The sequence below is a fragment of the Halomonas sp. DP4Y7-1 genome, assembly GCF_019800705.1.
Classification (GTDB): Bacteria; Pseudomonadota; Gammaproteobacteria; order Pseudomonadales; family Halomonadaceae; genus Halomonas; species Halomonas litopenaei_A.
Map to the genome: position 1 here is coordinate 315036 of NZ_JAHVKS010000004.1, position 19987 is coordinate 335022.

Annotated in this window: 18 protein-coding genes; 2 read left to right on the plus strand and 16 right to left on the minus strand. The window is 63.6% G+C overall.

The window, feature by feature from the left end:
* The first annotated feature begins 27 nt into the window (after positions 1–27).
* On the plus strand, positions 28–588 hold the full coding sequence (locus KUV72_RS10385) for a LysE family translocator (RefSeq protein ID WP_261317452.1): 561 nt from the start codon (positions 28–30) through the stop codon (positions 586–588).
* A gap of 96 nt (positions 589–684) precedes the next feature.
* Here KUV72_RS10385 and KUV72_RS10390 read toward each other — a convergent pair whose 3' ends face one another.
* The 13 genes from KUV72_RS10390 to KUV72_RS10450 all read right to left on the minus strand — a co-directional run bounded on the left by KUV72_RS10390 (position 685) and on the right by KUV72_RS10450 (position 14801).
* Complete coding sequence (locus tag KUV72_RS10390) at positions 685–1023, minus strand: MliC family protein (protein WP_222238249.1); 339 nt, start codon at positions 1021–1023, stop codon at positions 685–687.
* 160 nt (positions 1024–1183) lie between these two features.
* A complete protein-coding gene (locus tag KUV72_RS10395; RefSeq protein ID WP_222238250.1) occupies positions 1184–3085 on the minus strand; it encodes a cation:proton antiporter in 1902 nt (633 codons plus the stop codon).
* A gap of 149 nt (positions 3086–3234) precedes the next feature.
* Positions 3235–4209 (minus strand): hypothetical protein, encoded by a 975-nt coding sequence (locus tag KUV72_RS10400; RefSeq protein WP_222238251.1) that lies wholly within the window; start codon positions 4207–4209, stop codon positions 3235–3237.
* A 15-nt stretch (positions 4210–4224) separates the two neighbouring features.
* Positions 4225–4413 carry a hypothetical protein gene (locus tag KUV72_RS10405; RefSeq protein WP_222238252.1) on the minus strand — a complete coding sequence of 63 codons (189 nt, stop codon included), beginning with the start codon at positions 4411–4413 and terminating at the stop codon, positions 4225–4227.
* A gap of 193 nt (positions 4414–4606) precedes the next feature.
* Positions 4607–5521 carry a hydroxymethylglutaryl-CoA lyase gene (locus tag KUV72_RS10410; protein ID WP_222238254.1) on the minus strand — a complete coding sequence of 305 codons (915 nt, stop codon included), beginning with the start codon at positions 5519–5521 and terminating at the stop codon, positions 4607–4609.
* Complete coding sequence (locus KUV72_RS10415) at positions 5521–7653, minus strand: acetyl/propionyl/methylcrotonyl-CoA carboxylase subunit alpha (protein ID WP_222238255.1); 2133 nt, start codon at positions 7651–7653, stop codon at positions 5521–5523. The genes KUV72_RS10410 and KUV72_RS10415 overlap by 1 nt, the downstream gene beginning before the upstream one ends.
* Positions 7650–8471 carry an enoyl-CoA hydratase-related protein gene (locus tag KUV72_RS10420; protein ID WP_222238257.1) on the minus strand — a complete coding sequence of 274 codons (822 nt, stop codon included), beginning with the start codon at positions 8469–8471 and terminating at the stop codon, positions 7650–7652. The genes KUV72_RS10415 and KUV72_RS10420 overlap by 4 nt, the downstream gene beginning before the upstream one ends.
* Positions 8472–8485: 14 nt before the next feature.
* Positions 8486–10093, minus strand: coding sequence for a carboxyl transferase domain-containing protein (locus tag KUV72_RS10425; RefSeq protein ID WP_206937874.1), 1608 nt, complete (start codon positions 10091–10093; stop codon positions 8486–8488).
* Between the two features lie 87 nt (positions 10094–10180).
* Complete coding sequence (locus tag KUV72_RS10430; RefSeq protein WP_222238258.1) at positions 10181–11350, minus strand: isovaleryl-CoA dehydrogenase; 1170 nt, start codon at positions 11348–11350, stop codon at positions 10181–10183.
* A gap of 400 nt (positions 11351–11750) precedes the next feature.
* Positions 11751–12254, minus strand: a complete 504-nt coding sequence (locus KUV72_RS10435) for a cupin domain-containing protein (protein ID WP_222238259.1) — start codon at positions 12252–12254, stop codon at positions 11751–11753.
* Positions 12255–12425: 171 nt separating this feature from the next.
* Positions 12426–13205, minus strand: a complete 780-nt coding sequence (locus KUV72_RS10440) for a substrate-binding domain-containing protein (RefSeq protein WP_261317453.1) — start codon at positions 13203–13205, stop codon at positions 12426–12428.
* Between the two features lie 175 nt (positions 13206–13380).
* Positions 13381–14106: an ATP-binding cassette domain-containing protein gene (locus tag KUV72_RS10445; protein ID WP_261317439.1), complete on the minus strand. Its 726-nt coding sequence runs from the start codon at positions 14104–14106 to the stop codon at positions 13381–13383.
* A complete protein-coding gene (locus KUV72_RS10450; protein WP_222238260.1) occupies positions 14103–14801 on the minus strand; it encodes an ABC transporter permease in 699 nt (232 codons plus the stop codon). Before KUV72_RS10450 ends, KUV72_RS10445 begins: the two co-directional genes overlap by 4 nt.
* A gap of 236 nt (positions 14802–15037) precedes the next feature.
* Here KUV72_RS10450 and KUV72_RS10455 point away from each other — a divergent pair, with 236 nt between their 5' ends.
* On the plus strand, positions 15038–15928 hold the full coding sequence (locus KUV72_RS10455; RefSeq protein WP_222238262.1) for a helix-turn-helix transcriptional regulator: 891 nt from the start codon (positions 15038–15040) through the stop codon (positions 15926–15928).
* 48 nt (positions 15929–15976) lie between these two features.
* On the opposite strand, the gene KUV72_RS10460 is transcribed toward KUV72_RS10455, so the two are convergent.
* From KUV72_RS10460 to KUV72_RS10470, 3 genes are all read right to left on the minus strand, one after another.
* Positions 15977–16489, minus strand: a complete 513-nt coding sequence (locus tag KUV72_RS10460; RefSeq protein WP_206937883.1) for a hypothetical protein — start codon at positions 16487–16489, stop codon at positions 15977–15979.
* A gap of 152 nt (positions 16490–16641) precedes the next feature.
* A complete protein-coding gene (locus tag KUV72_RS10465) occupies positions 16642–17958 on the minus strand; it encodes an HlyD family type I secretion periplasmic adaptor subunit (RefSeq protein ID WP_222238263.1) in 1317 nt (438 codons plus the stop codon).
* A 2-nt stretch (positions 17959–17960) separates the two neighbouring features.
* Positions 17961–19766, minus strand: a complete 1806-nt coding sequence (locus KUV72_RS10470; protein ID WP_222238265.1) for a type I secretion system permease/ATPase — start codon at positions 19764–19766, stop codon at positions 17961–17963.
* Positions 19767–19987 lie beyond the last annotated feature (221 nt).

Genomic DNA, 19987 nt, shown 5'->3' on the forward strand with positions numbered 1-19987 from the left:
GCCTTCCTGTTACCGGCTGGGCTGTTCATGGTGTCCATGACCATCACCCCAGGGCCGAACAATGTCATGCTGACGGCCTCCGGGGCGAATTACGGCTTCAGGCGCACCTTGCCGCACCTTTTCGGCATTGTCGGCGGCTGTTTTGTGCTGTTTGCCTCAATCGCTCTGGGACTTGGTGTCGTCTTCGAGCGCTATCCGGCGTTGCAAGCCGCGCTCAAGGTGGTCGGCAGCGTCTACCTGGTCTATCTGGCCTGGAAAATCGCCACCGCTCCGCCGCCGGATCTGCGCGTGGGCGACGCGCGACCGCTGACCTTCGTGCAGGCCGCCGCCTTTCAATTTGCCAACCCCAAGGCGTGGGTGATGGGTATCGCCCTGATGGCGGGGTTTCTGCCAGAGACCGGGCAGCCGTTGCTCAATGCCTTGATTCTGGCAGGCGTCGCCGAAGTGGTGGGGCTCCCGTGCATTGCCCTGTGGGCAGGGTTTGGCACCGCCATCGGTCGCCTGCTGACGACCGACCGAGCCTGGCGAGTGTTCAACGGGCTGATGGGCGCTCTGACCGCAGCTTGTGTAGTGATGATCCTGCGCTGAGAGTCAGGCCGGGGAGCGTTACCTGCCCTGGCAAGATCGACAGTGCTGGCAAGCCAAGCGGTTGTAATAAGCCAAGCGATAGGCGAATGAAGGGGCTTAGCCGCTGACTTCGCAGTTGACCGGCATGCGCCTGCCAATTGTCCAGGTGGCTTCATTACCCTTGCCGCGGAACACATGCTGGCCATTTTCCGAGGCGTAGCTCATGCCCGAAGCGACAGGCTGACGCTCAAGAGGATAGCGATCGCCGTGCATCCGGACTTCCGCCGAATCGGGACTGTCGAAGACAATCGTGAACTGGCTGCCATCCTGGCAGATGTAATCGGCGGAGGGTGAAGCTGCCTCATCTGCCGGGGGCTCATTTCCTTGCTGTCCAGTGCCAGCGCAGCCGGTTATCAGCAGGGCGAGGGCAGCAGCGGGAATCCAGCAAACCTTCATGACGTTTCTCCTTGTCGAAAGTCCTGTCGCAGAGGGTGGCGGCCATCGCTGGCCACCTTAGCTTGGTGTGCTCGAGGAACGTTAAGTTCCGCGGCGGCGCTGTCCATGATGAGCCGTCCCGGCCGCTGGCGCCAGGGGGTGATGGCACCTGGCGGGGCCATCAGGAGCCAGAGTCGGAGCCTGGAGCCTCGCCGTCATCGCCGACGTTGCTCTCTTCCCTGGTGTCGGCTGACGGCTGAGCCGAGGCGCGCTGTTGCCTGGTGCGCTGGCGCTGGGCTTTGTCTTCATGGGTGTCGTCGGGCACTAGGGCGAGCAAGGTTTCGCCGGTGTCCGCATCGAAGCTCTCGTCCTTGTGCATGACCCTGACGTCGCCGTCTTCGGCATAGGCGGAGATCACCCGAGCATCCGGGTTGTCTCGGCGATAGTCGTCGAACGAGTAGCTGTCGCTAAGGCGTGTCAGGCGCACGCACCAGCCTTGGCGAATCCGTGAATTGGCCTCTTCATAGTCGAGTTCCTTGGCGAAGAAACGCCCTCCCAGCGTCTGCTCGAGCTGGTCGCCGCCGACGCCTCCGCCGGGAGCGAAGCGATAGACCCGGTGATGTCCGAACTCCGGAGCGTAGTGCATGCACAGCAGCGCGTTGTAGTCATCGTTGTCGGTCAGCGCGACCATACTGTCGAAGCGATTGAGCTCCAGCGTCAGCTCGGCTTCCTCGGTGAGCACTTCGCCGTAGTAGGTCGGGATATCGCGTCCTCTGACCTGGCGCAGGTGATTGTAGTTGCGGTCCGCGATCAGCACCGGTCTTCCCTGGGCCTGAATCGCCTCGGCCAGGGCCGCGGTAAAGGGATTGGCGCCGACGATCAGCAGCCCCTTGGTATCGGTGGACTGCAACTTGAGCCGGCGTGCCAAGGGCTGCAGCGAAAAGCCATGCAGCAGGACGGTCACGGCGACAATGGCAAACGCCAATGGCGAGAGCAGGGCGGCGTCCTCGACGCCAACATCGCTGAGGCGGGCGCCAAACAACCCGGCAATGGCTACCGCCACCACGCCTCTCGGGCCGATCCAACCCACGATCAGCTTTTCCGAGAAGGGCAGGTCGACCCGGATCAAGGCCAGGAATACCGCCACTGGCCTGACCAGCAGCAGCACGACGGCGACGAACACATACTCGCGCATGCTCAGGGTGGCCAGGGTGCCAAGATCCACCTGGGCGGCCAGCAGGATAAACACGCCCGACACCAGCAGGACGGTGATGTTCTCCTTGAAGCGTCGAATCTCGTCCAGGGACGACAGCGACGAATTGCCGATCACTACCCCCATCACCGTGACCGCCAGCAGCCCGCTTTCATGGAGCAGGGCATTGGGCAGCGTATAGGTCGCCATGACCAGAAAGATCATGACCGGGACTTTCAGAAATTCGGGAATCTGTCCGGCCTTGATCGCGCGTATCAAGCCCCAGGCCGTGGCCAGTCCGACCGCGGTGGCGACGACAATGCCCAGCAGCATATGCCCCAGGGTCACCGACAGGTCGTGGGATGAATACATCACGATGGTGATCTCGAAGGCCAGCACCGCTGCCAGAGCACCGACCGGATCGTTGAGAATCGCCTCCCAGCGCAGGATCTCACCGGGGCGCCGCTTGAGACTGGCCTGGCGCAGCAGCGGGATGATGACGGTGGGGCCGGTCACGATCAGGATGCCGCCCAGCACCGATGCCGAGGCCCAGGACAGACCGCCGATGTAGTGTCCCGACAGCGTGGCCAGGCCCCAGACCAGCGGTCCGCCGAGAAACACCAGACGCTTGACGGCGAGCTCTGCCCCTCTCAGGCGGGTCAGGTTGAGGGTTAGACCACCCTCGAACAGAATCATGGCCACGGCAACGGCGACCAGGGGTTCCAGCAGGTCCCCGAAGACGGCGTGGGGGTCGAGCACCCCGCTGACCGGGCCGATGAGCACACCGCTGAGCAGCAGCAGGACAATGGCGGGCACTTTCCAGCGCCACGCCAGCCACTGCGCACCGATACCGAGCGCCGCTATCAAGCTGAAGGCGAGAACCGGGGACATGGTGACTTCCTTGTTGTGAAAATTGTGGTGAAAATTGTGGTGAAAACAGAGACCTTTGATCCACACGCTAGGCGGCTGCAAGGCGAATCACAAGGCGAGGTGTAAACGCTTGCCTGGGGTAGGTGAAGCCAGGTCGTCGCGACACTGGATCAGCGAATGGTGCGGCGGGAGCTCGTGACTGGCGTGTCGCTGATATCGCTGGGGGGAAGCAGTCGAGGGTAGGGACGACTGGGAAAGGTAAAGCCCGAAATAGAGATGATCTTGTCTCGTGTCAGCGACAGGGTATTGGTCGGTAGCGGGGCGGCCAGGTCAAAGTCATGTCCGCCGGTAATGACGATACGACGCCTTTTGTCTCGATATCCCGAGCGTACCGGAATCACACCAATGCCTCGGGAAATCACGCTTTCTTCATCTGGCTCCGGTAGCAGGGTAGGTAGCCCGATATACACTTTGTCGTTCTCGAGGCTAATTAGAGCGTAGGTGACCTGTCGATACGTTAGCTGTTTCAGTATCGCGGCCAGTGCCGCCCTGTCCTCCGGGTCATGTCGCTTGATCTTTCCGCAGCGTAGATGGGACAAGACGTCTCGTCTGGCACGGTAGATCGCGGCATTGTGGGCGAAGTCAATCTTGGCCTGTGTCTTGATGGTGATGAGCTGGTGTTCGATCGGTGCCTTGTCTTCGAGCAGCAGCTCTACTTGTCGCTTTCTGGCCCGACGAAGCCTCTGGGCACCTAGCCAGTTGACCCGTTGGCAGGTGAAAGCGGTCAGCCAGGTCAGCACGATGGAGCAGAAGGACAGGGACGCCAACTGCAACGATGCCAGGGTAGACGGATCGAGCTGACGACCCGGGTACAGGCCCGACCCCATCAGGTTTGCCAGGTACAGGAACAGGTGGGTGTCAGGCAGAAGGGTAATGCCTGTCCAGTGCCCGATGGACGTGCCAATGGCAGGGAGCAGATAGCCAAAAAGTGCCGCAACGAAGGCAACGATCAGAATGCCGAACTTGGCAGCCCGGATGTACAACAGCCAGCCATGATAGAGGCTGATGCGAATCTGCTCTCTGGGGCTTTCGGTGATGTAGATGTAGCCGCAGACCAATACGGGAAAGATCAGCAGGCCGATCATGGTCAGCGACTGGCGCTAGAGAATATCGTGATCAAGCCGCTGCCGCTCCAGTTCAGCGGCGTCCTTGTTGGCGTATTTGCGGACCACGATGGTACCCGATGGCGTCACCTCGACGTCATCCCAGCCGACCGTTTCCGCAGCCTCGATGGAGGTCGTCAACTGCTGTTGAATCTGTTCCAGTACGAGCTGCCCTTCGCTACTCATGGCAATGCCTCTTTTTTCGCGTACCTTGGATAAAGGCTTCGCGTACCTTGGATAGTAGCATGTCCGCGGCGCCGCATAGCGAGCAAAACACCGCGAGCAGGGCGTCCAGGGCAGGGCGCCGAGGGCAAGATCAGGGAAGCGGGCATCAGCGACCAGCGGCCCCTGACGGCGCCGCCGATCGCTCAGGTGTTCGTTAGCCCTTGGCGACCATTGCCACCCCCGCCTTGGAGCGATTCGGGCGGCCGATGGTGCGGGTGATCCAGTCACCGACGGCGGCAATGCGAGCGAGATCGACCCCGCAGTCGATGCCGAGTCCTTCCAGCAGATACACCACGTCTTCGGTGGCGACGTTGCCGCTGGCGCCCTTGGCGTAGGGACAGCCTCCAAGGCCGGCCACCGAGCTGTCGATGACCTGGACACCGTCTTCGAGCACCGCCACCAGGTTGGCCAGGGCCTGGCCATAGGTATCATGGAAATGGGCCGCAAGTCGGGTGACCGGCACATCCCGGGCGACGGCTTCGAGCATGCGCCGGGCTTTCAGCGGCGTGCCGGTGCCGATGGTATCGCCCAGCGATACCTCGTAGCAGCCCATCTCATCCAGCGCTCGTGCCACCTTGGCCACCTGCCCAGGCGCGATGTCACCCTCATAGGGACAGCCCAGAACACAGGACACATACCCTCGTACCTGGATGCCCTCGGCCTTGGCACGTTCGACCACCGGGGCAAAGCGCTCGAGTGATTCGGCGATGGAGCAGTTGATGTTCTTCTGCGAGAACGATTCAGAGGCCGCGCCAAACACCGCGACTTCCTGTACGCCACATTCGATGGCAGCCTCCAGCCCCTTGAGGTTTGGCGTCAACGCCGAATAACGCCGTCCGGGCTGTGCTGCTCCCTCCTGCATCAGGGCCCGCATGACCTCGCGATGATCGGCCATTTGCGGCACCCACTTGGGGGAGACGAAGCTGGCCGCCTCGATATGGCAGTGTCCCGCCATGGCCAGACGCTCGATCAGTTCGAGCTTGGTTGCCGTGGTGATCGGGTCCGGCTCGTTCTGCAGGCCGTCCCGCGGGCCCACCTCGACAATCCGCACACTGTCGGGAAAGGCCATCAGAGAGCCTCCTTGTCATGCACGCTGTCGGCGGACTGGGCAGTGAAGTCGAGCAGCACATCGCCCTGGCCGACGGTGTCGCCAGCGGCGTAGCGAAAGGCCTCGACCGAACCGTCGGCAGGCGCGGTCAGCGTGTGCTCCATCTTCATGGCTTCCATGACCATCAGCGCGTCGCCCTTGCTGACCGCGGCGCCAGGCGCCACCAGCAGTGCCACGACGGTGCCATGCATCGGCGCGGTGAGCGTCGATTCCACCTCGTGCTGGCCATGATCGATGGCATCAATGCGACGCCAGCAGAGGCGCACTTCACCCTCAGGGCTGGACAGCACAATGGTATTACGCTGCTGGCCTTGCCCCAGCAGGCGAGCCTGCAGCCGGCGGCGATGACCGTCCAGGGTGATCGCCACCGCATCGCCGGGCAGCTCAGTCAGGCTGGCAGATACCTCGGCACGAGATTCCCCGGGACCCCGGATGCTGAGCTGCCATGCCTGATCGCTGGCGGCGTGCCGTCCCTCCACCACGCAAAGGCTGGATGGCTCGGCCTCAGCGGCCTCCCGTGGATCGCACAGCGCGATGCGGATTTGACGGGGGCCATTGACGCGAAAGCCATCGTGGCGATCCCATGGAGAGTCACTTTCCGACTCCCGGGACAATTGGTGCAGTGCCACCAGGGCCGCGCTGGCCAGGCTCTGCTGGTCCAGCCCGCGGCTGGCAAACAGGCTTTCCTCATGGCGCTCGATAAAGCGGGTGTCGAGATGGGCAGCCTGAAAGTCCGGATGGTTCGTCAGCCGCTGCAGGAAGCCTCGATTGGTGATCACTCCCTGCACGTCCAGGGCGGCCAGCGCGCGATTGAGACTAGCCAAGGCAGAGGCACGATCCGGGCCGTGGGTGATCAGCTTGGCCAGCATCGGATCATAGTGCATCGATACCGTGTCGCCAGTGGCCACCCCGCTATCCAGGCGCACCTGAGCGGAGCTCAGGTCGGCCCCGACCAGGTCCAGCGCGAAGCGATCGAGCACGCCGGTGGCAGGCAGAAAGTCCTGGTCGGCATCTTCGGCGTACAGGCGCGCCTCAAAGCTATGGCCATCGATGGACAGCTGGTCCTGGCGCAATGGCAGCGGTTCATTCATCGCCACCCGCAGCTGCCATTCCACCAGATCCTGGCCAGTGATCATCTCGGTCACCGGGTGCTCGACCTGCAGCCGCGTGTTCATTTCCATGAAATAGAAGGCGCCGTCCTGCTGTTGCGAAGCGCCGGGCGTCGCGTCGAGCAGGAATTCCACGGTGCCCGCGCCGACGTAACCGATCTCCTGGGCGGCGCGAACCGCGGCATCGCCCATGGCACGTCGTAGCGCGGCCGTCATGCCGGGGGCGGGCGCTTCCTCCAGTACCTTCTGGTGACGGCGCTGGACACTGCAGTCCCGTTCGAACAGATACACCCCATTGCCGTGGCGGTCGCAGAACACCTGGACCTCAACGTGGCGGGGTTGGGTCAGATACTTCTCGATCAGCATGCGATCGTCATTGAAAGCGGCTCTGGATTCCCGGCGGCAGCCTTCCAGCGCCGCCTGAAACTCGCCGCCGCTCTCGACCACGCGCATACCCTTGCCGCCGCCGCCGGCGCTGGCCTTGAGCAACACGGGGTAGCCGATGGCATCCGCCTCGCGCTTGAGCAGAGCGTCGTCCTGGTCATCGCCGTGGTAACCCGGAACCAGTGGCACGCCGGCATCCATCATGCGTGCCTTGGCGGCGGACTTGTCGCCCATCGCCTTGATGCTGGCCGCGGGAGGGCCGACGAAGACAATGCCGGCGTCCTCGCAGGCCCGCACGAAGGCCTCGTTTTCCGACAGGAAACCATAGCCCGGATGAATGGCGTCGGCGCCGCTGCGGCGAGCAGCGTCGATCACCTTGGCGATATCCAGGTAGCTTTCCCGGGCGGCCGCCGGGCCGATATGGATGGCTTCGTCGGCTTCGCGCACGTGGCGGGCGTCGGCGTCCGCATCTGAATAGACGGCGATGGTCTTCAGGCCCATGGCGCGTGCGGTACGCATCACGCGGCAGGCGATCTCACCGCGATTGGCCACCAGCAGGGTGTCGAAGCGCAGCTGGTCAGCAGTGGGGGTCGAGCTCATGAGGCGCTCCCGCTATGGTTGGAGGTGCCCGCCCAGGCAGGGCGGCGCTTGTCGAGGAAGCTGGAAAGCCCTTCCTGGCCTTCGTCGCTGACGCGCAGGCGGCTGATGACCAGGCAGGTGCGCTCCCGCGTGGCCTGTTCGTCCGGCGCGCGAGCGACCTCAGCGAGCAAGGCCTTGGTCGCTCGACTGGCCTGGGGAGAGGTGGCCAGCAGGGTCTCGAGCATGCTCTCTACCGCGTGGTCCAGGGCCTCGGGTTCAACGACCCTGTGCACCAGATCCAGTGCCTGCGCTGTCGTGGCGTCCATCACCTCTGCGCTGAGCGCATAGCGGCGCATCTGGCGGCTGCCGATGGCGCGTAGCACGTAAGGGCTGATGACAGCTGGCGACAGGCCAATCTTGACCTCGGACAGGCAGAACTTGGCGCGCTGGGACGCCAGCACGATATCGCAGCAGGCGGCGAGGCCCACGGCTCCGCCAAAGGCGGCACCTTGTACCCGGCACAGGGTGACGCAGGGCAGGGTGTCCAGTCCGTGCATCAGGCGCGACAGCTCGCGGGAATCGGCCAGGTTGTCGTCGACGCTGTAGTCGACCATGCGCTTCATCCAGTTGAGGTCGGCACCGGCGGAGAAGCTCTTGCCCTCCGAGCCGAGCACCATGACCCGGACCTCGCCGCGCTCTGCGGCGGCGCGAACTCGGTCCAGGTGGCGATTGAGCTCGCCGATCAAGGCATCATCGAAGGCGTTATGGACCTCCGGACGCGTCAGCGTCAGCCAGGCCACCCCCCTGGCATCAATGTCTAGTGTCGATGTCTGAGACATGTCTGCATCCTCGGTTACATGCGGAAGACGCCGAAGCGCGTCTCTTCGATCTCGGCATTCATCGCGGCGGCCAGTGACAGCCCAAGCACGTCGCGGGTCTGGGCAGGGTCGATGACGCCGTCATCCCAAAGCCGCGCGCTGGCGTAGTAGGGGTGGCCCTGGTGCTCGTACTGCTCTCGGGTCGGCTGCTTGAAGGCCTCTTCCTGCTCTGCTGTCCAGGACTCCCCGGCGCGTTCCAGCTGCTCGCGCTTGACCTGTGACAGCACCCCGGCCGCCTGCTCGCCCCCCATCACCGAGATTCTGGCGTTGGGCCACATGAACAGCAGGTTGGGCTCGAAGGCGCGGCCGCACATGCCGTAGTTGCCGGCACCGAAACTGCCGCCGATCAGCACCGTGAACTTGGGCACGCGGGCACAGGCCACCGCAGTGACCAGCTTGGCGCCGTGCTTGGCAATGCCTTCATGCTCGTACTTCGAACCGACCATAAAGCCGGTGATGTTCTGCAGGAACACCAGGGGAATGCCGCGCTGGGCGCACAGCTCGATAAAGTGGGCGCCCTTGACCGCGCTTTCCGAGAACAGCACGCCGTTGTTGGCCACGATGCCAACGGGGTGGCCGTGGATATGGGCGAAGCCGGTGACCAGCGTATCGCCGTAGTAGCGCTTGAACTCGTCGAAGTCGGAACCGTCGACAATGCGGGCGATGACCTCACGTACGTCGAACGGCTTCTTCAGGTCGGTGCCGACGATACCGTACAGCTCGGCCGGATCGAGAGCGGGAGGACGCGGTGGCTGCATCGCCAGTCGGCCACGCTTCTGCCAGTTCAGTCGGGCGACACAGCGCCGGGCGAGCTGCAGGGCGTGGGCATCATTGTCGGCGTAGTGGTCGGCAACGCCGCTGATCTTGGCGTGGACATCGGCGCCGCCAAGATCCTCGGCGCTGATGGTTTCACCGGTGGCAGCCTTGACCAGGGGCGGACCGCCAAGAAAGATGGTGCCCTGTTCGCGCACGATGATGGACTCGTCCGCCATGGCGGGCACGTAGGCTCCCCCGGCGGTGCAGGAGCCCATGACCACGGCGATCTGGGGAATACCCTCGGCCGATAGGGTGGCCTGGTTATAGAAGATGCGGCCGAAGTGGTCTCTGTCGGGGAACACCTCGTCCTGGCGTGGCAGAAAGGCACCGCCGGAATCGACCAGGTAAACGCAGGGCAAGCGATGCTTGCGGGCGACTTCCTGGGCACGCAGATGCTTCTTCACCGTCAGCGGGAAGTAGGTGCCGCCCTTCACGGTGGCATCGTTGGCCACGATCACACACTCGACGCCGCTGATACGACCGATCCCGGTAACCAGGCCTGCCGCCGGCACATCGCTGTCGTACACGCCGTGGGCGGCCAGGGCCGACAGCTCCAGAAAGGGCGACCCCTCGTCGATCAAGTGATCGATGCGGTCGCGTACAAACAGCTTGCCGCGGGATTCGTGGCGACTGCGTGCCTTGTCACCGCCGCCGCGACGAATGGCGTCGGTCAGTTCGTTCAGCTTGCCGACCTCGGCACGCATGGCCGCATCCCGAGCCACAAAGTCTTCGGAACGCGGATTGATTGCGGTATCCAACATGGCCATCTGGTGGCTCCGTAGGCAAAAGAGGGGCGACGTACGCCAGCATTCACAAGGCGCTGAACGCGCTCTGCTCCGGGGTCAACGTCGGGTTCAGGCGGACTCGTTGAACAGCTCGCGGCCGATCAGCATGCGCCGGATCTCACTGGTGCCCGCGCCGATCTCGTACAGCTTGGCGTCGCGCAGCAGGCGACCCGTCGGGTACTCGTTGATGTAGCCATTGCCGCCCAGCAGCTGAATGGCATCCAGTGCCACCTGGGTAGCCTTCTCGGCGCAGTAGAGAATGACCCCGGCGGCGTCCTTGCGTGACGTCTGACCGCGATCGCAGGCCGCGGCCACCGCATACAGGTAGGCGCGGCAGGCGTTCAGGGTGGTGTACATGTCGGCAATCTTGCCCTGCACCAGCTGGAATTCGCCGATGGACTGGTTGAACTGCTTGCGTTCGTGGATGTAGGGCACGACCACATCCATGGCGGCCTGCATGATGCCGATAGGGCCCGCCGCCAGCACGGTGCGCTCGTAGTCGAGGCCGCTCATCAGCACGCGCACGCCCTTGCCGACTTCGCCCAGCACGTTCTCCGCGGGGACCGCGCAGTCCTCGAACACCAGTTCACAGGTGTTGGAACCCCGCATCCCCAGCTTGTCGAGCTTCTGGGCGGTCGAGAAACCGTCGAATCCTTTCTCGATGATGAAGGCGGTGATGCCCTTGGACCCGGCGTCCGGGTCGGTCTTGGCATAGACCACCAGCACATCGGCGTCAGGGCCATTGGTGATCCACATCTTGTTGCCGTTAAGGATGTAGCGATCGCCTTCCTTGCGCGCGCGCAGCGACATGGACACCACATCGGAACCGGCTCCCGGCTCGGACATGGCCAGTGCGCCCACATGCTCGCCGGATATCAGCTTGGGCAGGTACTTGGCCTTCTGCTCGGCGTTGGCGTTGATCTTCAGCTGATTGACGCACAGGTTGGAATGGGCGCCGTAGGACAGTCCGACGGATGCGCTGGCGCGGGAGATTTCCTCCATGGCGATGCAGTGGGCCAGGTAGCCCATGCCGCTGCCGCCATCTTCGTCGGGAACGGTGATGCCCAGCAGGCCCATGTCACCGAATTTCTGCCACAGATCAGCGGGAAATTCGTTGCGCTCGTCGATCTCGGCGGCGCGAGGGGCGATCTCGTCGCGGGCAAAGGCATTCACCTGATCGCGAAGCATGACCAGGGTTTCATCGAGGCCAAAATCGAGCGGGGTATAGGGGCTGAACATGGCGGGCTCCAAAGCGTCTTGAATGGTCGTTGCGGTGGCGGTCAAGACCACGACCATCGGCAGTGATGTAGGGCTGAAAAAGCCGATCAGCGGCCGTCGAGGCAGCGGCTGGCGGAATGCTAAGAAGACTAGGCAAAGTTGACGTTAACGTAAAGTGCAGCTTCTGCCGCTTGCGACCAAAGTGGGGGGCGACATCGTCTGCAGGGGGGAATCGATGGACCTGGGGGGAGCCATGGGCAGAGTAGGAGTCGGCGCACAGCGCAAGCTGCCCTCAGAGGCCTCTTGGCTTTGGGCTAAGGCCTCTCGGTTTTCTGCCAAGGCCTCTTGGCCTTGGGCTAATTGGGCTAGACCCCTGGCGAAGCCGGCCAGGTCGGCTGATGGTCAGCCGGCTCAGCCAGCGTCAGTCCTCGTCCTGCCAGTAGTCCACGGTATCCTTGCGCAGGCCGGTGTGCACGAAGCCGCGGCTGGCCTTGTCGCCCCCCGGGGCCGAGCCGGTGACGACCTGGAACTTGCCGGAGTCCGGATACTCCGTCACGTCCGGGGCATTCATGCTGCTGATGCATAGATAGGTGAGAGGCTCGTCGGAGTCGTTGATGATCTGATGGGCGCAGTCGGGGTCTGCGGCAGGTGCCGCGATCAACTCGCCTTCGACGATCGGATAGCGCTTGTCGCCCAGGCGCACGCTGCCCTTGCCCTTCAGCACCACAAACATCTCGTCGTTGTTGTGATGGAAATGAAAGGGCCAGGCGTGGCAGCCCGGCGCCAGGGTGACCCGGCGACAACCGAGATCGCGCATGCCCAGCACCGGCGTCAGGTTGATGATGCTGGCGTCGACCTTGTCGCCGTGCTGGTGGTGTTCTCGGGCAATCGGGCAATGGCAGAGAGAGAGGATGCGTGCGCGCATTGAGGGTCCTTGTGTGTGCAGCGGACGGACGAGCAGCCCGCAAGTGGGGCGTCGTCCGTCCTGCGTCGGTCCTCATTGCAGCCTAGACGCCGGAGCCATGCAGCGCTATTTCGACAGGGCTATCTCGACAGGGCTATCTCGACAGGGCTCGCGGCGTCGATCAGGATAGGCTTACTGGGCGTCAGCGTTGGGGAAGAACAGCTGCTGACCCTTGACCTCGAAGTCACCGATCGCCTGCTGGCCTTGTTCGGACAGCAGCCAGTCATGCCACTGGTCAGCCAGGTCATGCTTCAGCTCCGGGTGACGCTCCCGCGACAGCTTGAGGCTGCCGTACTGGTTGAACAGGACGTCATCGCCTTCAAACAACAGCTCAAGGTTCTGGCGGTTATCAAAGGCGACCCAGGTAGCGCGGTCGGACATGACGTAGGCATCCATACCCGCGGCAGTGTTGAGTGTCGCGCCCATGCCGCTCCCCAGCTCGCGATACCAGTCACCGCCAGGCTCAACGCCAGCGGCATCCCACAGGCGCAATTCAGCCCGATTGGTGCCGCTGTCGTCGCCGCGAGAGGTGAAGGGGGCTCCACTCTCTGCGATCAAGCTGAAGGCAGTGGCTGCACTGTCGGCGTCGCGGATGCCGGCCGGATCGTCGGACGGTCCGATCACTACAAAGTCGTTGTACATGACGTCATCGCGCTGACTGGCGTAGCCGTCCGCCACGAAGGCTTCCTCACCGGCAGTGTCGTGTACCAGCAGGCTGTCAGCGTCACCGCGACGGGCGATTTCGAAGGCCTGGCCGGTGCCCACCGCGACCACATGCACGTCGATGCCGGTGCTGTCGGTGAAGGTCGGAATAATGGCGTCAAACAGTCCAGAGTTCTGGGTGGATGTGGTCGATGCGAGGGTGATGAAGGGGGCCTCGTCCTGGGCCAGTGCGCTGCTGGCACCGAGCATCAGCGCGCACGCCGCGGCAGCGCTGGTGGCCGCACGACGAACCTGCATGGGAGACAGCCTGCGCGACGATGGGGTATGGCGATGTGACATGGTGCAGTTCCTTGCGTAGATCGCACGACGGGTGTCGTGCGGTGGATGAATGGGCCTGAGGCGTGGTCACCACCGTGGCCTCGATCTAGTCCAGTAGCTCTCCAGCGATAAAAGCGCTGGCTTCCTGGGTGACGGGGCGGCTGAAGAACAGGTTGGCCGGGCTTTGTTCGACCAGTCGGCCCCGGTGCAGCAGGATGACGTCGTCGGCCAGACGGCGCGCCTGGTGCATGTCGTGACTGGACATGACAATCCGCACGCCTTGCTGATGAAAGGTCTCGATGGCACTTTCCACCGCCCGAATGGCGGCGGGGTCAAGCGCCGAGGTCGGTTCGTCAAGGAACAGCACCTCGGGCTCCAGCAGCCAGGCCCGGGCCAGTGCCAGACGCTGCTGCTCTCCACCTGACAGCACTCGAGCCGGGCGTTTGGCCAGGCTTTCCAGACCAAAGCGCTCGAGGGCGGCGATGGCGCGCTGGCGCCGCTGTCGGCGTGGCACATGATTCACCGCCAACGCATACTCGAGATTGGCCAGGGCGCTACGTCTGAGCAGGACCGGACGCTGAAATACCATGGCCTGGCGGGGAGCCGAACCTTCCCATTGCAGCTGTCCCTGAGTGGGCGAGAGCAGGCCATGGGCAAGACGCATCAAGAGGCTCTTGCCCGCGCCATTGGGGCCCATGATCAGGGTGCGCCGATGACCGTCGAGAGTGAGTGACAGGGGGCCCAGCAGGCGCTGACCAGCGGTCGAGAAGCTGACCCGGTCGAGGGTGAGGCGAGGGGCCGAGGCTGGCGCCGACAGCGTCATCGTGGTCATCCCAGCTGCCTCCTGGTGGACTCGCCGATCAGGTGGGCGAGGGCGTTGATCAGCCCTACCAGGGCCAACAGCACGATGCCCAGACCCAGCGCAAGGGGCAGGTTGCCCTTGCTGGTCTCGAGCACGATGGCGGTGGTCATCACCCGGGTGACGCCGTCGATGTTGCCGCCGACGATCATCACGGCGCCCACCTCGGCGCTGGCTCGTCCGAAGCCCGCCAGCATGACCGTAATCAACGCGAGACGGGCGTCCCACAGCAGCGTCGGGATACGGCGTACTCGGGAAATCCCCATGGATGCCAGCTGCTCGGCGTATTCGCCATGCAGCTCCTCGACCTTCTGCCGGGTCAGCGAGGCCAGAATCGGCAGGACCAGAATGACCTGTGCCACCACCATGGCGGTGGGGGTGAACAGCAGGCCCAGGGAGCCAAGGGGCCCCGCCCGGGACAGCAGCAGATAGACGGTGAGGCCCGCCACCACCGGTGGCAGGCCCATCAGCGCGTTAAGGGCGATGATCAGCGGGGCGCGGCCAGGGAAACGGTACAGTGCCAGCGCCGCGCCAAGGGGCAACGCCAGCGCGGCAGCGATGGCGACCGCCGTCAGCGAGATGCGCAGGGACAGGCTGACGATGGCCAGCAGGTCGGGATCCAGTCCAACAATCAGGTCCAGGGCGGTGGCAAAGGCGGAGTTGGTCATCACGGCTCGGGTCAGGTAGGGTCAGAACGGCGCCGCGGTCGCGGGATGCCCTTGATATACCAGCATAATGTGATGAAACGTCGGCATGCGCATCCGGGCACTGAAATTTATGCAGCCTGAAACATCTTCATGCATAGTTACTGGCTACATCTTTCGGCTAGTGGCTCGTTCTGAACCAGTGAACCAGCGCTTCGAGACAGACGACCAGCCCCGCAGAGCAAAAGGGAGGCAGGACCATGGATGACGCAGCGTTCCCGACTTATATGACCACCTCGGAAGTGGCGGACTACCTGCGGCTGAAGCCGCGCAAGGTCTATGACCTGGTACGCCAGGGGCAGATTCCGTGTAGCCGGGCCACTGGCAAGCTGCTGTTTCCGCGGCAGGCGGTGGATCTGTGGGTCATGAATCACCTGGAGGGGGATCAGGCAGCCAGCGTGGGGCCTCAGGAAGTCCTCGGTGGCAGTCAGGATCCGCTGCTCGACTGGGCCATGCGCGAGAGCGGCTGTGGCCTGGCCAGCCTGTGCCAGGGCAGTGGTGACGGTATCCAGCGACTGCTGGCCGGCAAGGCGAGCGTGGTCGGCGCGCACCTGCTGGATGCCGATGGCGGCTATAACGATCCTGCGCAGCTGGGACTGGGAGGCATGCGTGACCTGGTCGTTGTCCACTGGGCACGTCGCCAGCAGGGGTTGATGCTGTCGGCGGACAATCCGCTGGGTATCTCGGGTCTTGGTGACCTGACCCGGGGCGACGTCCGGGTGGCACGTCGACCGCAGGGCGCAGGGGCCCATCGCCTGCTGCAAGGACTGCTGGATCGGCAGGGCATCTCGATGGACGCCCTTGGCCTGCTGGAGCAACCCGCCATGAGCGAGGATGATCTTGCCCTGTCGATTGCCCAGGGCAGGGCAGACGCGGGCCTTGGTGTCGAAGCGGCCGCGCGACGTCAGGGACTCGCCTTCCTGCCGCTGCAGCAGGAGTCCTTTGATCTGCTGCTGCGCCGCAGGAGTTACTTCGAGCCGCCGCTGCAACGACTGCTGGCGTTCGCACGGCAACCCCGCCTGCGTGAGCAGGCCGAACAGTTCGGCGGTTACGACGTCTCTGACCTGGGAGCCGTTCGCTTCAACGCCTGATAGCGGTGTGACGCCGTCCCGCGAGTGCAGGGCAGGCTAAAGCGTGGCTCAAGGCTGTCGGTCCGTTGTGCGATGAATGATCTGTGGCACCAGCCGCTCCGAGAACCCCGCGGCAAAGGACCAGAAGATCAGTTTGGCGACGTCCTCTCCCTGGGCGGGATAGGTTCGCGAGAGAAAGTGAAGAATGTCATCCGTAGTAGGCGGTTCGGGGAAGGCGGCGATGTGATAGCTGGGGAACAGGTGCCCTTCGATCAGGCCGGCCAGGGTAAGCGCGTAGAACACCAGCGCAAAGGTGCCTCCGTAGATGGGCACCACCAGCACGGTCGCCCAGGACTGGGTGAGCAGTCGCAGTTCGGTCGACGAGATGTGCTTCAAGCGTTGCTGAATACTGACAAAGCCTCCGACGATGCCGCATTCGAACACCAGCCAGGAAATCATCAGGCGCTGCTGAAACCACAGCGTTGCCGCGAACAGGGCCGCCGTGGCCAGCAGACTGATAATGATGAACACCAGCAGTCGCCTCGACACCACCAGCAGCATCTTGGTGCGATTGTCGTACACGTGCCGAACCCCGCAATGTGGCATCGCCGTACCAGCGTCTCTACCTCACTATAGACCCAGGACAGACCTAGGACAGACGCAGAACAGACGCTGGCTACGGCGGCAGGGCGTGTAGGCTGAACCTCTTCCCATTCGGCGCAGGATCGTCGTCTTTACTCCTCGCGCATGGCTCTTGCCAGCATGTCGGTGACCGGTTTGGCCACGTAGCTGGCGAAGCTGCGCTCGCTGGTGCGGATCATCACCTCCGCTGGCATGCCGGCCATCAGACGCATGTTGTCGGTCATGTTGGCCTCGCCCTGTTGCGTGACCTGGATGCGCACCTTGTAGTAGCGCTCTCGGGTGGCTTCGTCCTCGAAACTGTTGGCGCTGACATGGACCACCTCGCCATCGATGACGTTGGACAGACGCTGGTTGAAGGCGCTGAAGCGAATCTCCGCCGGCTGCCCCAGGTATAGATGGTCGACGTCGTGGTTGGCTACCCTGGCCTCGACGATAAAGCCATCGCCCATTGGCACCAGATCCATCAGCGGATCGCCTCCGCGGATGACCGCTCCCAGGGTATGGACCTTCAGTCCCACCACGGTGCCGGCCACCGGCGCCGTAATAGCCGTGCGTCGCAGGGTATCGGTCAGGGCTACCAGGCGCTCCTCCGCATCGGCCACTTCCGACTGCACCTGGCGCAGGGCCTCGCCGACCTGTTGCTGGAACTCCTGCAGGCGAATCTGCTTGTTCAGCACGTTCTCGCTGATCTGCGCGCGCAGTCGGGCGACCTCGGCCAGATGACGCGCATTGTCGCTCTGGTACTCGAGGCTCTCCCTCTCCATTTCGCGCATCCGCTGGCTGCTGATCAGTCCATCTCGGAACAGCTTGCGGTGATTGGCCACCTCACCATTGAGCGAGTCGATCCTTCGCTGAGTGATCTGGCGGGTGGCCTCGAGCCCGGTGATCTGCTCGTCCAGCTGCAGAATCTGCTGATCAAGTGCCGCCAGGGTGCCGTCCAGAGACTCTCGACGGACCTCGAACAGGCGCTGCTGAACCGACAGCACCGCCTGGACGCGGCCATTGTCGGACTGACGCAGAGCGTCGGGAAACACCAGCTGGTCCGCTCCTGCCTGCTCGGCCAGTAGCCGTACCTCGCTGGCCCTGGCGATCAGATAGTCCGCCTCGACGATACGGCTCTGGGCCCTGGCTTGGGTGTCATCCAGCGTGATCAGCACGTCGCCGGCATCGACCTGACTGCCGTCTTCCACATGGATACGCTCGACGATACCGCCCTCCAGGTGTTGCACCGTCTTGGTGAAGCTTTCCACCGATACGGAGCCGGGGGCAACGACGGAAACCGCCAGACTGGCCATCACCGACCAGCTGCCGAAGCCGCCCAGCGCCACCAGCAGGATGAGCAGGCCAAGGCGGCGGTAACGTTGATCTTGCAACGGCAATTCTTGTTGAGGGGCACCTGCGGGATTCATGATCAGGTCTCCTTGCTGTCGGGACGGACAGTGGACGCCGTGGATACCGGCGACGCCGATTCAGCGGGCACGGCCGCGCTTCTGCCACGTGCGCTGGGGCGCAGGGTGGTGACGGGGGAGACCCGTCTTGTTCCCGCCGCCACGGCGGAGACAGGCTCTCGACGCCCCGGTGGCGTGAGCGATGCCACGCGTCCCTCCTTGAGCACGAGAATGCGGTCCACATTGGCCAGCAGGCGCTGACGATGGGTGATGATCAGTGCAGTGGTGCCCTGCTGGCGCAATTCGATCAGGCATTGGGCCAGGGCCGCTTCGCCGGCATCGTCCAGGTTGGCATCGGGTTCATCCAGCACGATCAGGGCAGGGTTGCCGTACAGCGCTCGGGCCAGGCCGATACGCTGGCGCTGACCAGCGGACAGCGCGCTGCCGCCGTGATCCAGCCAGGTGTCATAGCCGTCCGGAAGCTTGAGCACCAGTTCGTGCACACCGGCGCGGCGGGCGGCCCGCACCACCTGTTCCGGATCCACGTCCTGAAAGCGCGCAATGTTCTCGGCGACGCTGCCATCGAACAGCTCGATGTCCTGGGGCAGGTAGCCCAGATGCGGCCCCAGCGCCGTGCGTTCCCATTTATTGATGTCGGCGCCGTCCAGGCGCACGCACCCAAGCTGAGTGGGCCACAACCCGAGTACCACCCGAGCCAGCGTGGACTTGCCTGCCGCGCTGGGCCCCACCACCGCAATGTGTTCGCCCTTGGCCATGCGCAGGTCGATGTTGGTGATGGTGGGCAGCTTGACACCGGGGGGAGCAGCGCTGACATCGTCGAGCGTCAGCTGACCCTTGGGACTCGGCAGTGGCATCGCAGGCGGATCGGCAGGAACCTCGTCCAGCAGGGCTTCCAGCCGCCCCTTGGCGGTACGCGCGCCAGAGAATCCCTTCCAGCCATTGATCATCTGGTCGATAGGGGCCAGCGCCCGGCCCATGAGAATGGAGCCGGCGATCATCATCCCCGGGGTCAACTCACCGCGCAGAACCAGAAAGGCACCGACTCCAAGAATCAAGGACTGAAACATCAGCCGCAGCACCTTGGAGGTGTTGGTCAGCAGGCCTGAGCGGTCGCTGGCCATGGACTGCAGCACCAGGTATTCGCGATGACGTGCTGCCCAACGCCCCTGGATGCCGGGCAGCATGCCCATGGCATGCAGCACCTCGGCATTGCGCAGGTTGCTGTTGGCCAGATCCTGTGACTGCACGTGGCGACCGTTGGCCTCTGTCAGCAGCGGTTTGGTCAGTCGTTCATTGATCACGGCAATGGTCGCGAGGATGATCCCGGCTACCAGAGCGAACACCCCAAACCAGGGATGGAAGAGGGCCAGCACGCCGATATAGATCGGCACCCAGGGAGCGTCGAAGAAGGCAAACAACCCGTTGCCCGACAGGAACTGGCGCAGGCTGGTCAGGTCGTTGAGCGGCTGGGCGGAGGGTTTGCCGGGGCTCGCCAGGCTGCGCTTGAACATGGCGGCGTAGAGGCGTGGGCTGATCAAGGTGTCCAGTCGGTTACCCACCCTGACCAGGATTCTCGAGCGCATCAGCTCAAGTCCCCCCATCACCACAAAAAGAAACACCACCACCAGTGTCAACATCCACAGGGTTTCCTGGCTGCGGGTGGTCAGCACGCGGTCGTAGACCTGCAGCATATATAGCGGCGGTACCAGCATCAGCAGGTTGATAAACATGCTGAACAGCGCCACATAGCCGAAGCTTCTTCGACAGAAGGCGAGGACCTTACGCAGGTCATTCTTCTCTGCAGCCATGATGGTTCCCCCTGACATCACCCCTCTTGCGGGGATGGTGTTGTTGTCGTTATCCGTGGTTTTCTTTTTTTAGTGATGTGTGGCGCATCTTCGATCTATTGATGTTCTCTTGAGTGTTCTCCTGAAGACCCTCGGAAGTGTTCCGAGATATTGGTCCGTCCAGGTGATGTGATGATGGTGAAAAAGAGCCATGAAACGGAAACGGGTCTCGAAGGGATAGT